The organism is Aestuariivita boseongensis, from assembly GCF_001262635.1.
In the GTDB taxonomy this organism is placed as follows: domain Bacteria; phylum Pseudomonadota; class Alphaproteobacteria; order Rhodobacterales; family Rhodobacteraceae; genus Aestuariivita; species Aestuariivita boseongensis.
In genome coordinates, this window is sequence record NZ_JXYH01000002.1 from 118,930 (window position 1) to 131,114 (window position 12,185).

The window sequence follows — 12,185 nt, forward strand, 5'->3', positions numbered from 1 at the left end:
ATCCGGGGTCAGACCTGCATGATTTCGGCTTGCTTGGTCTCAAGCGCCTTGTCGACCGCGCCGATCATCTTGTTGGTCAGCTCCTGCACCTCGTTCTCCCAGAATTTCTGGTCGTCCTCGGACAGGCCGTCGGATTTCGCCTTCTTGATCTGGTCCATCCCGTCGCGGCGGATGTTGCGGATCGACACGCGCGCGCCTTCGGCGTACTGGCCCGCGACCTTGGTCAGTTCGCGGCGGCGTTCTTCGTTCAATTCGGGAATGGGCAGCATAATGATCGTGCCATTGGTCTGCGGGTTGATGCCCAGCCCGCTTTCACGGATGGCCTTTTCGACCTTGCCCACAAGGCCCTTGTCCCACACGTTCACGGTGACCATGCGCGGTTCGGGCACGTTCACGGTGCCCACCTGGTTGATCGGTGTCATCGCGCCGTAAGCATCGACCATCACCGGCTCAAGCATCGACGCGCTGGCGCGGCCCGTGCGCAAGGACGCGAATTCCGTCCGCAAAGAGGTGATCGCCCCATCCATCCGGCGTTCCAGATCGTCGGTATCAAGCATGAAATCGTCTGACATGTGCCTGCTCTTCTTTAGGGTGAAAGTGCTATAAACGGTTTAACGCAAGCTGGCCATAGCTCAGCCATGCACCTTGGTATAGGTGCCGCGCCCCGCCAGGATACCCCGGAACCCGCCCGGTTCATCCAGCGAAAAGACGATGATCGGCAGGTTGTTGTCGCGCGCCAGGGCAATGGCCGAGGCATCCATGACCCCCAGCCGCTTGGCCAGGCAATCGTCATAGCTGACCTCGTCATAGCGCTTGGCGTCCGGAAACTTCGCCGGATCCTTGTCATAGACGCCGTCCACCTTGGTGCCCTTGAAGATCGCCTCACACGACATCTCGTTGGCGCGCAGCGTGGCCGCCGTGTCGGTGGTGAAATATGGGTTGCCGGTGCCCGCCGCGAAAATGCAGACGCGGTTTTTCTCCAGGTGCCGTACGGCGCGGCGGCGGATATAGGGCTCGGCCACTTCGTTCATGGTGATCGCTGAAATCACGCGGGTGAAGACGCCCTTGGCCTCAAGCGCGCTCTGCATCGCCAGCGCGTTCATCACGGTGGCAAGCATCCCCATGTAATCGGCCGTGGTGCGCTCCATCCCCTGTGCGCTGCCTTGCAGGCCCCGGAAGATGTTGCCGCCGCCGATCACCATGCAGATCTGTACGCCCAGATCATGGACCGATTTGACCTCGTCCGCGATGCGCTCGACGGTGGGAGGATGCAGGCCGAAGCCCTGATCGCCCATCAGCGCCTCCCCGGAAATTTTCAACATCACACGTTTGAATGTCGTCTCGGGCAGGTCGGTCTGGGGCTCGGTCATATTGCGCTCCGCTTTGGCACGGGTTTTAGTTCTGCGCAAAATGTCCCATATCGCGGCGGGATTCAATGCGCCGCAAGCCCCGCCGCCGTGATAAAATCGAAAGCCGTCCTGCACGATGACCCTGCCCCCCATCCCTGATGATCTGCCGGTTCTGATCGCCGGGCCCACCGCATCGGGCAAATCGGCCCTGGCGATGGAGATTGCAGCAACCCATGGCGGGGTGATCGTGAATGCCGATGCCAGCCAGGTCTATGACTGCTGGCGCGTGGTCACCGCCCGCCCGTCGCCCGAGGACGAGGCCGCCCTGCCCCATGCGCTTTATGGCCATATCGCCTGGGACGCGCCCTATTCCGCCGGGCACTGGCTGCGCGAGGTGGGCGCGATTCTGAAAGCGTCACAGCGGCCTATCATCGTGGGGGGCACGGGGCTTTATTTCATGGCGCTGACCGAAGGGATGGCCGATATCCCCGAAACCCCGCCCGACATCCGGGCCAAGGGCGATGCCCTGGATCTGCCCACGCTGCTGGCCGCGCTTGACGCTGAGACCGCCGCGCGCATCGACACCGCCAACCGCGCCCGCGTGCAGCGCGCCTGGGAGGTGCTCAGCGCCACGGGCCGGGGACTGGCTGCCTGGCAGGACGACACGCCGCCGCCCCTGTTGCCACCAGAGGCCTGCACGCGGATCGTGCTGGACGCGCCCAAGGCCTGGCTGGAGGCGCGCATTTTCCGGCGCTTCGACGCCATGGTGGCCCAAGGCGCGCTGGACGAGGTGCGTGCCATGGCGCCGCATTACGACCCTGCAAAACCGGCCTTCCGCGCCATCGGCGTGCCCGAGCTGATGGGCCATGTCACAGGCGCGCTGTCGCTGGATGAGGCGCGCGAGGCCGCGTCGATCTCGACCCGGCAATTTGCCAAGCGCCAGCGCACCTGGTTTCGCAAACGGATGCGAGACTGGCACGCGATCAACCCTGCAAGCGCCTAGTACCCCGCCGAAATGTCGCTTTCGGAAAAGGTAGATGTCGCTTTTTTTACATGAAATGGCGAAAGCAGCCGTTGACGTGATTTGAGAATCCGTGCCGAATGCAGGCAAGGGGAACCAGAAAAGCCAAAACCCCATGCAAGCAACAGGGTGCGTCCTGCCAATTGGCGGGGCATGATGTCTTCGGATCTTCAGCACCATTTTCGCTTCGGTCACCGCCGGGGCGCCTAACAGATAAGCGCCAGAGCTATGGTGCAACACAAACCTGACCAACAGGGGATCCAATGGGACTGTTTATCTTACGAAGGACAGGCGTGATGATCCTGACGGCCTTGTGCCTGACCTTCATCGTGTTCTTCATGACCAACCTTTATCCGAACCTGGAGAAGCTGGCCAAAACCCAAGGCAACTTCCGCATGTCGGACGAGGCCGTGGAAAGCTATCTGGAGAACAATGGCTATCTGCAGCCGGTCTATCTGAAATACGCGCAATGGCTGGGCGTCGCGCCCGGCTGGGAGCGCGAGGTGGAAAACGGCTGGCGCGGGCGCTGCGCGCGCGGCACCGTCACCCGCGAGGAACTGGACGCCGCCCCCACCTTCTGCGGCATCCTGCAGGGCGACTGGGGTTATTCCACGGTGTTCAAGGATGAGGTGGGCACGCTTGTGGCGACCCGGCTGGGGCTGACCGGCAAGCTGATGTTCTTCGTGCTTCTTCTGATGGTGCCCATGGCGCTGATCGTGGGCGTTCTGGCGGGGATGAAGGAGGGGTCAAAGACGGACAGGACGCTGTCGACCTTCTCGATCGCGACGACGGCCACGCCGGAATATGTTTCGGGCGTGATTTTCATCGCGGTCTTTGCCTCGTCTGCCGTGGGGCTGAAATGGTTCAAGGGCACGGCCACCGCGGCCATGGAAGACGCCAATTTCGAGAACTTCTTCCTGCCGGTGCTGACCATCGCGCTTTACGGGATGGGTTATATCGCGCGGATGACGCGCGCCTCGATGACCGAGGTGATGACGGCGCAATATATCCGCACCGCCCGTCTGAAGGGGGTGAGCTTCCCCAATATCGTATTGAAACATGCATTGCGGAACGCGCTGATCGCGCCGTTCACGGTAATCATGCTTCAGTTCCCCTGGCTGCTGAACGGTGTGGTCATCGTGGAGACCTTGTTCAACTACAAGGGCTTTGGATGGCTGCTGGTTCAGGCGGCTGGCAACAATGACATCGAGCTGCTTCTGGCGGTTTCGGTCGTCTCGGTCATCGTGGTGCTGGTGACGCAGCTGATATCGGATATCGGCTATGTCTTCCTGAACCCACGTATCCGCATTTCTTAAGGGGGGCCGAGCCATGGAACCATTAACCTGGGCCGAAATTCTGGGCCGTATGTTCTGGCAATTCATGCCCGTATGGATTGCGCTGATCGTTCTTTTCGCGGTCTCGGCCGCGTTCAAACGCAAACTGGGCCTTTACGGCAAGCTTTATGACAGCCCGATCGGGCTGATCGGCTTCGGCCTTGTGATGTTCTGGGTCTTTACCGGCATCTTCGGTGCGATGGACCTGATTATCACCCATGACCCGCTGGCGCAGGTCTCGGGGATGAAGAACAAGGTGCCCGGCACGCCGATGCGCGGGGCCGAGGACGGCGAATACATGTACTACCTTCTGGGTGGCGACAACCTGGCGCGGGACGTGTTCTCGCGCATGGTGGATGGCGCCTGGGTGGTGGTGCAGATCGCGCCTTTGGCCACTTTGTTCGCCTTCATGGTGGGCATCACGCTGGGTCTGCCGGCGGGATATTACGGCGGCAAGCTGGATACGCTTCTGTCCTTCCTTGCAAACCTGATCCTGGCCTTCCCGGTGATCCTCTTGTTCTACCTGCTGGTGACGCCCGAGATCGTGGCGACCGGGGTGCCCAATTACATGGCCACTGTCCTGTTCGTCTTCCCGATCATCTTTGTCGGCGTGTTGCTGAATTCGCGCTATTACACGCAGCCGAAATTCCGCACGCCGCTTCTGATCGGGGTGCTGGGCGTGATGATCTGGGTCTATCTGTCGCTGATTTCCGAGGTGGGATCGAAGGTGCATGTGCTGCCTGGCATTCTGGATCTGTTCGACATTCCGGGCGGCATTCTGGTGGTCTTCGTGTCGGTGGTCTTTGTGAACTCCCCCACGGTGTTCCGGATCGTTCGTGGCCTCGCCATGGACATCAAGACACGCGACTATGTGGCCGCCGCACAGACCCGTGGCGAAGGCCCGTGGTACATCATGCTGTGGGAGATCCTGCCCAATGCACGCGGGCCGCTGATCGTCGATTTCTGCCTGCGGATTGGGTACACCACCATACTTCTGGGCACCCTGGGCTTCTTTGGCCTGGGCCTGCCCCCGGAAAGCCCGGATTGGGGATCGACCATCAACGAAGGTCGGAAACTTCTGTCGATCTATCTGCATCCCGCGCTTCCGCCCGCGCTTGCGCTTCTGTCGCTGGTCTTGGGGCTGAACCTGTTGGCAGACGGGCTGCGTGAAGAAAGCCTGAAGGACTGACGTCGCCCTTTGGGGCGGCGGCACCCCGGACCTGATCCGGGGTCTCGCTGAAACACCGAGGTCCCGGGTCAAGCCCGGGACGGCGACGGAACAAAGGACTAAACGATGAGCAAACTGGCAGAATATGACGGCGCGATCCTGGAGATCGACAAGCTGTCGATTTCCTTTTTCACTCGGCTGAGGGAAATCCCCGCCGTGATGGATTTCTCGGTCGCGGTGCAACCCGGCGAGGCCGTGGGCCTTGTGGGCGAATCCGGCTGCGGGAAATCCACCGTGGCGCTGGGCGTGATGCAGGATCTGGGCAAGAACGGCCGGATCGTGGGCGGCACGATCAAATTCAAGGGCCGTGATCTGAGCGAAATGAGCGCCGAGGAATTGCGCGACATTCGCGGCAATGAAATCGCGATGATCTATCAGGAGCCGATGGCCTCTCTGAACCCGGCCATGCGGATCGGCAAGCAGCTGATGGAAGTGCCGATGATCCATGAGGGCGTCAGCGAAAGCGAAGCCTATCAGCGCGCTTTGGAGGTGGTCACGGATGTGAAACTGCCCGACCCCGAACGCATGTTGCGCAGCTTCCCGCATCAGCTGTCGGGCGGCCAGCAGCAGCGGATCGTCATTGCCATGGCGCTGATGTCAAAACCGTCGCTTCTGATCCTGGATGAACCCACCACCGCGCTGGACGTGACGGTGGAGGCCGCTGTGGTCGAACTGGTCAAGGATCTGGGCAAGAAATACGGCACCTCGATGCTGTTTATCTCGCACAATCTGGGTCTGGTGCTTGAGACCTGCGACCGGCTTTGCGTGATGTATTCCGGGGAAGCTGTCGAACGCGGGTCCATCGAGGACGTCTTCGACGAGATGCAGCACCCCTATACGCAGGCGCTGTTCCGGTCGATCCCGCTGCCGGGCGCGGACAAGAATTCGCGTCCGCTTGTGGCGATCCCCGGCAACTTCCCCCTGCCCCATGAGCGCCCCAATGGCTGCAACTTCGGCCCGCGTTGCGATTATTTCGAGGCCGGGCGTTGCGATGCCAAGGACATTCCGATGTTCGACGTGCCGGGCAATGACCGTCACGCCACGCGTTGCCTGAAGTTCCAGGAGATCGACTGGAACGCGCCGCTTGAGTTGGCCGATCAGAAGGAAAAGGGTGAGATCGGCGATGTCGTCCTGAAGATGGACAACCTCAAGAAATATTACGAGGTGGCGGCCAATGCCTTGTTCGGCGGGGGCGATAAGAAGGTCGTGAAGGCCAATGAAACGCTGTCGTTTGAGGCCCGCGAAAGCGAAACGCTGGCCATTGTGGGCGAATCTGGCTGCGGCAAATCCACCTTCGCCAAGGTGTTGATGGGGCTTGAGACCGCCACCGAAGGGCAGATCCTGCTGGACAACCGCAATATCGAAAGCATCCCCATTGAAGAACGCGACGCCAAGACCGTGGGCGAGGTGCAGATGGTCTTCCAGAACCCGTTCGACACGCTGAATCCGTCGATGACGGTGGGCCGGCAGATCATGCGCGCGCTGGAGATTTTCGGCGTGGGCAACAACGACCGCGAGCGCAAGCAGCGCATGCTGGAGCTTCTGGATCTGGTGAAACTGCCGCGCGCCTTTGCCGACCGGATGCCACGGCAACTGTCGGGTGGGCAGAAACAGCGTGTGGGTATCGCGCGGGCCTTTGCGGGCGATGCGCGGATCGTGGTGGCGGATGAGCCTGTCTCGGCGCTGGATGTGTCGGTGCAGGCGGCTGTGACCGATCTGCTTATGGAGATCCAGCGGGAGCATAAGACAACGCTTCTCTTTATCAGCCACGACCTCTCGATCGTCCGTTATCTGAGCGACCGCGTGATGGTGATGTATCTGGGCCATGTGGTCGAGCTGGGCACGACCGAACAGGTCTTCTCCCCGCCCTATCACCCCTATACGGAGGCGCTTTTGTCGGCTGTGCCCATCGCCGATACCTCGGTCGAGAAGAAGCATATCGTGCTGGAAGGCGATATCCCCTCGGCGATGAACCCGCCGCCGGGCTGTCCGTTCCAGACGCGCTGCCGGTGGAAATCCGAAGTGCCGGGCGGGCTGTGCGAGAAAGAGGTGCCGCCGGTGCAGATGCTGGAGGGTGGCCATCAGATCAAATGCCATCTGAGCGATGCGATCCTCAACCAGATGGAGCCGGTGATCAAGGTCGCCGCCGAATAACCCGGAGGCTTTCTTCAAAAGCGCGGGCCGTCCCAAGGGGCGGCCCGGTTGTCAGGACGCGTCCTGCGCCTCCCAATTCCGGAGCCATTCCGGGTCGAGCGCATGCGCCAGCGGCTGCAGCTGATCGGCATAGCGGTGCCATTTGCCCAGACCATCCCGGTTGACCCCCCGATCCACCTGCCCGATCGATGCAGTCTGCACAGGTCGCCCGCCTGTTTCGGGCGACAGGCAGGCCCCCTCCCATGGCAGGCCGATATGGGACAGGATCGCGCGCAGTACGCCTTCCGGGTCATCGACCAGCGCGCGGTAGGATTGCACGCGCAGCGCATCGCCCAGCTTGGCGCGGTAATCGCTGACGGATCGGTCTACGGCCCGGATCATATGGGCCATCCAGTCCAGCCTGCGCGAAAACCCGTGGCCCTGATGAAAAAGCGTGGTGAAATTCGACAGGCCCACATCCATCGGGTGACGCGACAGATGCACGAAACGCGCCTGCGGCCAGAGCCATGCAGCCGCCCCCAGATCGAAGCAATCCAGCGGCATTTTTGAGATCAGGACCTGCCCGTCCTCAACCGCGCCGACAGGCAGGTAGGACAGGAAATAGCGCCGGAAGGCGGTGCGATCGGTCGGGCCAAGCCGCAGCAGCCAATCCCAGGCACCGGTGCTGCCCACCTCGCGGCGCATGGCCATGACGGTGCGCGACAAGGCGGGGCTTTCGCCCAGCGGGCGGATCTGGCTGTGGCGCGCAAGGCTGTGGTCCAGAACCGTGGTGCCGGATCGCGGCAGGCCGGTGATGAAGACAAGGCGCGGCCCTTCTGCCTCGTCGTCGGGGATGCACGCGGGATCGAAAAGCCTGACCTGCCCCGCCACCAGGGCCGAGATGTCGTCCGGGCAATAAGGCGCGCCATGGCTGCGGTTCGCGGCGCTGAACCAGCGGAAGGCGGCGCGGGTGCGCCCGGCGCGGTCTTCGATCCTGCCAAGGGTGTTCTGGGCGATGGCCTGATCCAGTTTCGGCAGAGAGCTATCGCCCGCCATTCCCTTGAGCCGCCGCGCCAAAGCCCCGTCGCGGGCAATCGGGTCGAGCCGGTTGAGAAGCGCCAGCCCCTGCGCGGTGCGCGCGCCGCGGGAAAACGCCAGGTCCAGCGCGGCAAGCGCGCGGGCCCGGTCGCCACAACTGGCGGCATAGGAGGCCAGTTTCACACAAGGCCGGCCCAGTTGCGGCCAGCCGTCGACCAGCCGCTGCAACACCGCCATGGCCTGTGCCGCATCGTCAAGGTGCCACAGGCAGGTGGCGGCCTGATCCAGCGCCACCGGATCGGCACTGCCCCCGACGATCCGGGGGCGCAACAGCGCCCAGGCGGCCCCATAGGCCCCGTCACCCATCAGTTTGGCCACAAGATCCGCGTCACTGCGCGCGGGGCTTGCGGCGCGCGGCAGAACAAGCGGCGCTGCGAGCATGCGGAGGTTCTCCATCCGGCGAAAGATGGGTCTGTCCTAGCATCCAAGCGGTGAAGGTCTGGTAAACGCCGGGCCTAGCTGCCCAGAATGATCCGCACATAGTTGCGGGTTTCGCGGTAAGGCGGCACGCCATTGTGCTTTCTGACCGCCTCGGGGCCTGCGTTATAGGCCGCCAGCGCCAGACGCCACGAGCCGAATTCGCGATATTGTTCAGCCAGATAGCGCGCGCCGCCCTCCAGATTGTCGCGCGGATCGTTGGGATCGACGCGCAGATACCGCGCCGTGGCGGGCATCAGCTGGGCCAGGCCCATCGCGCCCTTGTGCGAGCGCGCATTGGGGTTCCAGCCCGATTCCTGCTGGACCAGCCGCAGGAACAGATCCTCGGGGATGCCGTGACGGCGGGCCGCGTCGCGCGCAAGGCCCAGATACTGGCCGCGATACTTGCCGTTATATTGCGGAATGCCTCCCAGACCCGGCGTATGGATCGTCTGCGGCTGCAGCCGGACCGATGCGGCGTATTGCTTGGAGGCACGCGTATCCAGCACCCGCGTTTGCGAGGTGAAGAGCTGTTTGCGGCTTTTCGAAGAGAAGATATCGGCCGAGGCCGTGGCAGGTGCCATCATACCGCACACTACAAAAGCAATCGTTACACGTTTCATCTCTGAAGCGGCCCCAGGTCCAGTGCTTTGGACGATTATATCCAATTTTCGCCATTTTGCCAGAGTTTGCGGACGCAAGCGCCGTTAACCAGTTTTAAGGCCTTGAGGGAGAGTGTAGGCTCATCCAAACGCCGGGGGCAGATTCGACGACAGCCCCGGTATCACGTGAAGAAACGCAGGGGGCATCATGGCTGGATCGGTCAACAAAGTCATTCTCATCGGCAATCTGGGGCGCGACCCCGAAGTGCGCACATTCCAGAATGGCGGAAAGGTGTGCAACCTGCGCATCGCCACGTCGGAGACCTGGAAGGACCGCAACACCGGTGAACGGCGCGAACGCACGGAATGGCATAGCGTGGCCATCTTCAACGAAAACCTGGCCAGGCTGGCGGAACAATATCTGCGCAAGGGCTCGAAGGTGTATGTCGAGGGCAAACTTGAGACGCGCAAATGGCAGGATCAGTCCGGTCAGGACCGCTATACGACCGAAGTGGTGCTGCGCCCCTATGCGGGTGAACTGACCTTCCTGGATGCCCGCGACGGCGGCGGCGGTGGCGGTCAGATCGGTGGATCGGGCGGCGGTTACGGCGGCTATGACAGCGGGCCGTCCGACCCGATGGGCGGCGGCAGCCCGGCACCGTCGCGCGATATGGACGACGAGATCCCGTTTTAAGACAGACCGAAGACCCCGCAGGGCGCTTAGGCCCGTGCAGGGGGTTGATCGAGAGACCGCATCAGGCTTGTCCGGTGCGGTTTTTTCTTCTGGTCGGAGCGAAAAAGGCGGGCCCGCCAAGGGGCGGAGACAGGCCCGGAATGCTCCGGCACCGTTCATCGCGGGGGTTTTAATCCCGCTCTGGCCGTCTGAACGTCACGCCTTGGATGGGGTTTCCCATCCGGGGCGCGTTGTATTCTCCTGATGTGCGATATGCCGGGTTGATAGGCCGACACGCCGCTGGATATCCGCGCAAAGATGTAGACCCGAAGCGGTTAATTTGGTCTGAGAGCTGCGTACGGTGGCCAGAGGTCCAGGGTCAGGCCCGGGACGGGTGCGCTTACCCCAGCGCATCGCGCAGAAGCGTCAGAACCGCGTCGCTTGGCACATCCGTGGCGACAAACGCATCCCCGATGTCGCGCGCAAGGATGAAACGCAGCTGGCCATCGACGACCTTCTTGTCCTGCGCCATGAGCGCCATCAGCCCTTCGGCATCGGGCAAATCCCCAGGGATATCAGACAGATCGGTCTTCATCTTCATGTCGCGCAGATGGGCGCGCACCCGGCTGGGCGCTTCCTGCGAACACAGGCCCAGCCGCGCCGAGAGCTCGAACGCCAGCGCGCAGCCGATGGCAACGCCTTCGCCATGCAAGAGCCTGTCGGAATAGCCCGTGGCGGCCTCAAGCGCGTGGCAGAAGGTGTGGCCCAGGTTCAAAAGCGCGCGGTCTCCCTGTTCGGTTTCATCCCGTTCGACGATGCGGGCCTTCATTTCGACCGAGCGGGTCACGGCGCGCACCCGGGCAGCCATATCGCCTGCAGCCAGCGCGGGGCCCTGTCCCTCCAGCCAGCTGAAGAATTCCGCATCGCCCAGAAGCCCGTATTTAACCACCTCGCCATACCCGGCCAGAAAATCGCGGGGGGTCAGCGTGTCCAGAACGTCCGTATCCGCCAGCACCAGCGACGGTTGGTGAAACGCGCCCACAAGGTTCTTGCCCTGTGCGGTGTTGATGCCGGTCTTGCCGCCCACCGAGCTGTCCACCTGCGCCAGAAGCGACGTCGGGATCTGAACGAAGCGCACGCCCCGGCGCAGGATCGCGGCGGCAAAGCCAGCCAGATCGCCGATCACGCCACCGCCAAAGGCCACGACCACGTCGCGGCGTTCTACTTTCTGCTCAAGCAGCCATTCGACGGATTGGGTCAGGTAAGGCCAGCTTTTCGTCCCCTCACCCGGCGGAAGCGCCAGCGCCTCCATCTTGATCCCGGCTGCGGCCAGACCCACGCGCAGCCGGTCAAGATGCAGACCCGCCACGGTTTCATCGGTCAGAACCGTCACGCGCGGGCGGGCCAGATGTGGCGCGATCAGGTCGCCCGCCTGATCAATCAAGCCGGGGCCGATTTCCACGTCATAGGCGCGCGCGCCCAGATCCACATGCACGGTGTCGCGCATCATGCCTCCGTCAATACATCGGGGCGGGTTTCAAGAACCGAGATCACACGGTCCACCATCGCCTCGATCGACGTCTCGCCATCCGAGACGACCTTGAGATCGGCCAGGGCATAGATCGGCATGCGCGCATCATAAAGGCCCTTGAGTGTCGCACGCGGATCGGGCGAGCGCAGCAAGGGCCGGGTGTCCTTGTGTTTGACCCGGTTCCACAGCACGTCCAGCTCGGCCACCAGACAGACCGACACGCCCTTCCGCGAGATCGCCTGACGGTTGCGTTCGGCCAGAAAGGCCCCACCGCCGGTGGACAGGATCCCCGGCGCTTCGGTCAGCAGCCGTTCGATCACGCGGGTTTCCTTGTCGCGGAAAAACGGCTCTCCGTCGCGTTCGAAAATTTCGGGGATGGTCATGTTGGCGGCGGCTTCGATTTCGGCATCGCTGTCCAGAAAGGGCACGCCCAGCCGCGCCGCCAGCGCCCGGCCCACGGCGGTCTTGCCCGCACCCATCATGCCGACCATCACAACGGTTTTATGCAGCCTGTAAGGCTTTGGCTTTACGGCAGTCACACCGATGTTATGCTTAATTCCGCTCATTCCCTTGTGAATGACGTGATCTTGATAAAAAGGCCATATATAAATGGCACAAAATTGCTGAGGCAGGCATCGAGGACCATATGGGGCGACTGTTTAAATTCCTGATTTACCTGATCATTCTGGGCGGTATCGCGCTGGTGGGCTATGCCTATCTGGGTCCGTTTTTCGGGGTGGATTTTTCGGCCCCGCAGACCGAAATCCGCCAGCCCGTCACGCTTGAGGGGAACTGATCT

General features: G+C 62.4%; 12 protein-coding genes. 6 read left to right on the forward strand and 6 right to left on the reverse strand.

Annotated features, from left to right (window positions below; translation table 11 throughout):
* Positions 1-8: 8 nt before the first annotated feature.
* Complete coding sequence (gene frr / locus TR61_RS01585) at positions 9-572, reverse strand: ribosome recycling factor (protein ID WP_050927790.1); 564 nt, start codon at positions 570-572, stop codon at positions 9-11.
* Positions 573-632: 60 nt separating this feature from the next.
* The gene (gene pyrH, locus TR61_RS01590; RefSeq protein WP_050927791.1) at positions 633-1,370 is read right to left on the reverse strand and encodes a UMP kinase; all 738 of its coding nucleotides are present in this window, start codon (positions 1,368-1,370) and stop codon (positions 633-635) included.
* Between the two features lie 115 nt (positions 1,371-1,485).
* Here pyrH and miaA point away from each other — a divergent pair, with 115 nt between their 5' ends.
* The 4 genes from miaA to TR61_RS01610 all read left to right on the forward strand — a co-directional run bounded on the left by miaA (position 1,486) and on the right by TR61_RS01610 (position 7,086).
* Positions 1,486-2,352 carry a tRNA (adenosine(37)-N6)-dimethylallyltransferase MiaA gene (gene miaA / locus TR61_RS01595; protein WP_050927792.1) on the forward strand — a complete coding sequence of 289 codons (867 nt, stop codon included), beginning with the start codon at positions 1,486-1,488 and terminating at the stop codon, positions 2,350-2,352.
* Between the two features lie 281 nt (positions 2,353-2,633).
* Positions 2,634-3,686, forward strand: a complete 1,053-nt coding sequence (locus tag TR61_RS01600; RefSeq protein ID WP_050927793.1) for an ABC transporter permease — start codon at positions 2,634-2,636, stop codon at positions 3,684-3,686.
* A 13-nt stretch (positions 3,687-3,699) separates the two neighbouring features.
* On the forward strand, positions 3,700-4,893 hold the full coding sequence (locus tag TR61_RS01605; protein ID WP_050927794.1) for an ABC transporter permease: 1,194 nt from the start codon (positions 3,700-3,702) through the stop codon (positions 4,891-4,893).
* Positions 4,894-4,998: 105 nt separating this feature from the next.
* Positions 4,999-7,086, forward strand: coding sequence for a dipeptide ABC transporter ATP-binding protein (locus tag TR61_RS01610; RefSeq protein ID WP_050927795.1), 2,088 nt, complete (start codon positions 4,999-5,001; stop codon positions 7,084-7,086).
* A 51-nt stretch (positions 7,087-7,137) separates the two neighbouring features.
* Here the strand turns inward: TR61_RS01610 and TR61_RS01615 are convergent, their stop codons facing one another.
* Both TR61_RS01615 and TR61_RS01620 read right to left on the reverse strand, forming a co-directional pair.
* A complete protein-coding gene (locus tag TR61_RS01615; protein ID WP_050927796.1) occupies positions 7,138-8,544 on the reverse strand; it encodes a sulfotransferase family protein in 1,407 nt (468 codons plus the stop codon).
* Positions 8,545-8,618: 74 nt separating this feature from the next.
* Positions 8,619-9,203 carry a lytic transglycosylase domain-containing protein gene (locus tag TR61_RS01620; protein ID WP_050927797.1) on the reverse strand — a complete coding sequence of 195 codons (585 nt, stop codon included), beginning with the start codon at positions 9,201-9,203 and terminating at the stop codon, positions 8,619-8,621.
* Between the two features lie 187 nt (positions 9,204-9,390).
* Here TR61_RS01620 and ssb point away from each other — a divergent pair, with 187 nt between their 5' ends.
* Positions 9,391-9,876 carry a single-stranded DNA-binding protein gene (gene ssb, locus TR61_RS01625; protein ID WP_050927798.1) on the forward strand — a complete coding sequence of 162 codons (486 nt, stop codon included), beginning with the start codon at positions 9,391-9,393 and terminating at the stop codon, positions 9,874-9,876.
* Between the two features lie 379 nt (positions 9,877-10,255).
* On the opposite strand, the gene aroB is transcribed toward ssb, so the two are convergent.
* Both aroB and TR61_RS01635 read right to left on the reverse strand, forming a co-directional pair.
* On the reverse strand, positions 10,256-11,362 hold the full coding sequence (gene aroB, locus TR61_RS01630) for a 3-dehydroquinate synthase (protein ID WP_050927850.1): 1,107 nt from the start codon (positions 11,360-11,362) through the stop codon (positions 10,256-10,258).
* Positions 11,362-11,952: a shikimate kinase gene (locus TR61_RS01635; RefSeq protein ID WP_050927799.1), complete on the reverse strand. Its 591-nt coding sequence runs from the start codon at positions 11,950-11,952 to the stop codon at positions 11,362-11,364. The genes aroB and TR61_RS01635 overlap by 1 nt, the downstream gene beginning before the upstream one ends.
* Positions 11,953-12,032: 80 nt before the next feature.
* Between TR61_RS01635 and TR61_RS20110 the strand changes: the two genes are divergently transcribed.
* Positions 12,033-12,182: a hypothetical protein gene (locus tag TR61_RS20110; protein WP_172676917.1), complete on the forward strand. Its 150-nt coding sequence runs from the start codon at positions 12,033-12,035 to the stop codon at positions 12,180-12,182.
* The last annotated feature ends 3 nt before the right edge of the window (positions 12,183-12,185 follow it).

What these genes read in the sequence shown, in the direction of transcription:
- TR61_RS01635 (WP_050927799.1), bottom strand. Translation starts at nt 11,952, where the DNA reads ATGAGCGGAATTAAGCATAACATCGGTGTGACTGCCGTAAAGCCAAAG.
- frr (WP_050927790.1), bottom strand. Translation starts at nt 572, where the DNA reads ATGTCAGACGATTTCATGCTTGATACCGACGATCTGGAACGCCGGATG.
- TR61_RS01605 (WP_050927794.1), top strand. Translation starts at nt 3,700, where the DNA reads ATGGAACCATTAACCTGGGCCGAAATTCTGGGCCGTATGTTCTGGCAA.
- miaA (WP_050927792.1), top strand. Translation starts at nt 1,486, where the DNA reads ATGACCCTGCCCCCCATCCCTGATGATCTGCCGGTTCTGATCGCCGGG.
- TR61_RS01620 (WP_050927797.1), bottom strand. Translation starts at nt 9,203, where the DNA reads ATGAAACGTGTAACGATTGCTTTTGTAGTGTGCGGTATGATGGCACCT.
- TR61_RS01600 (WP_050927793.1), top strand. Translation starts at nt 2,634, where the DNA reads ATGGGACTGTTTATCTTACGAAGGACAGGCGTGATGATCCTGACGGCC.
- ssb (WP_050927798.1), top strand. Translation starts at nt 9,391, where the DNA reads ATGGCTGGATCGGTCAACAAAGTCATTCTCATCGGCAATCTGGGGCGC.
- TR61_RS20110 (WP_172676917.1), top strand. Translation starts at nt 12,033, where the DNA reads ATGGGGCGACTGTTTAAATTCCTGATTTACCTGATCATTCTGGGCGGT.
- TR61_RS01610 (WP_050927795.1), top strand. Translation starts at nt 4,999, where the DNA reads ATGAGCAAACTGGCAGAATATGACGGCGCGATCCTGGAGATCGACAAG.
- pyrH (WP_050927791.1), bottom strand. Translation starts at nt 1,370, where the DNA reads ATGACCGAGCCCCAGACCGACCTGCCCGAGACGACATTCAAACGTGTG.
- aroB (WP_050927850.1), bottom strand. Translation starts at nt 11,362, where the DNA reads ATGCGCGACACCGTGCATGTGGATCTGGGCGCGCGCGCCTATGACGTG.
- TR61_RS01615 (WP_050927796.1), bottom strand. Translation starts at nt 8,544, where the DNA reads ATGCTCGCAGCGCCGCTTGTTCTGCCGCGCGCCGCAAGCCCCGCGCGC.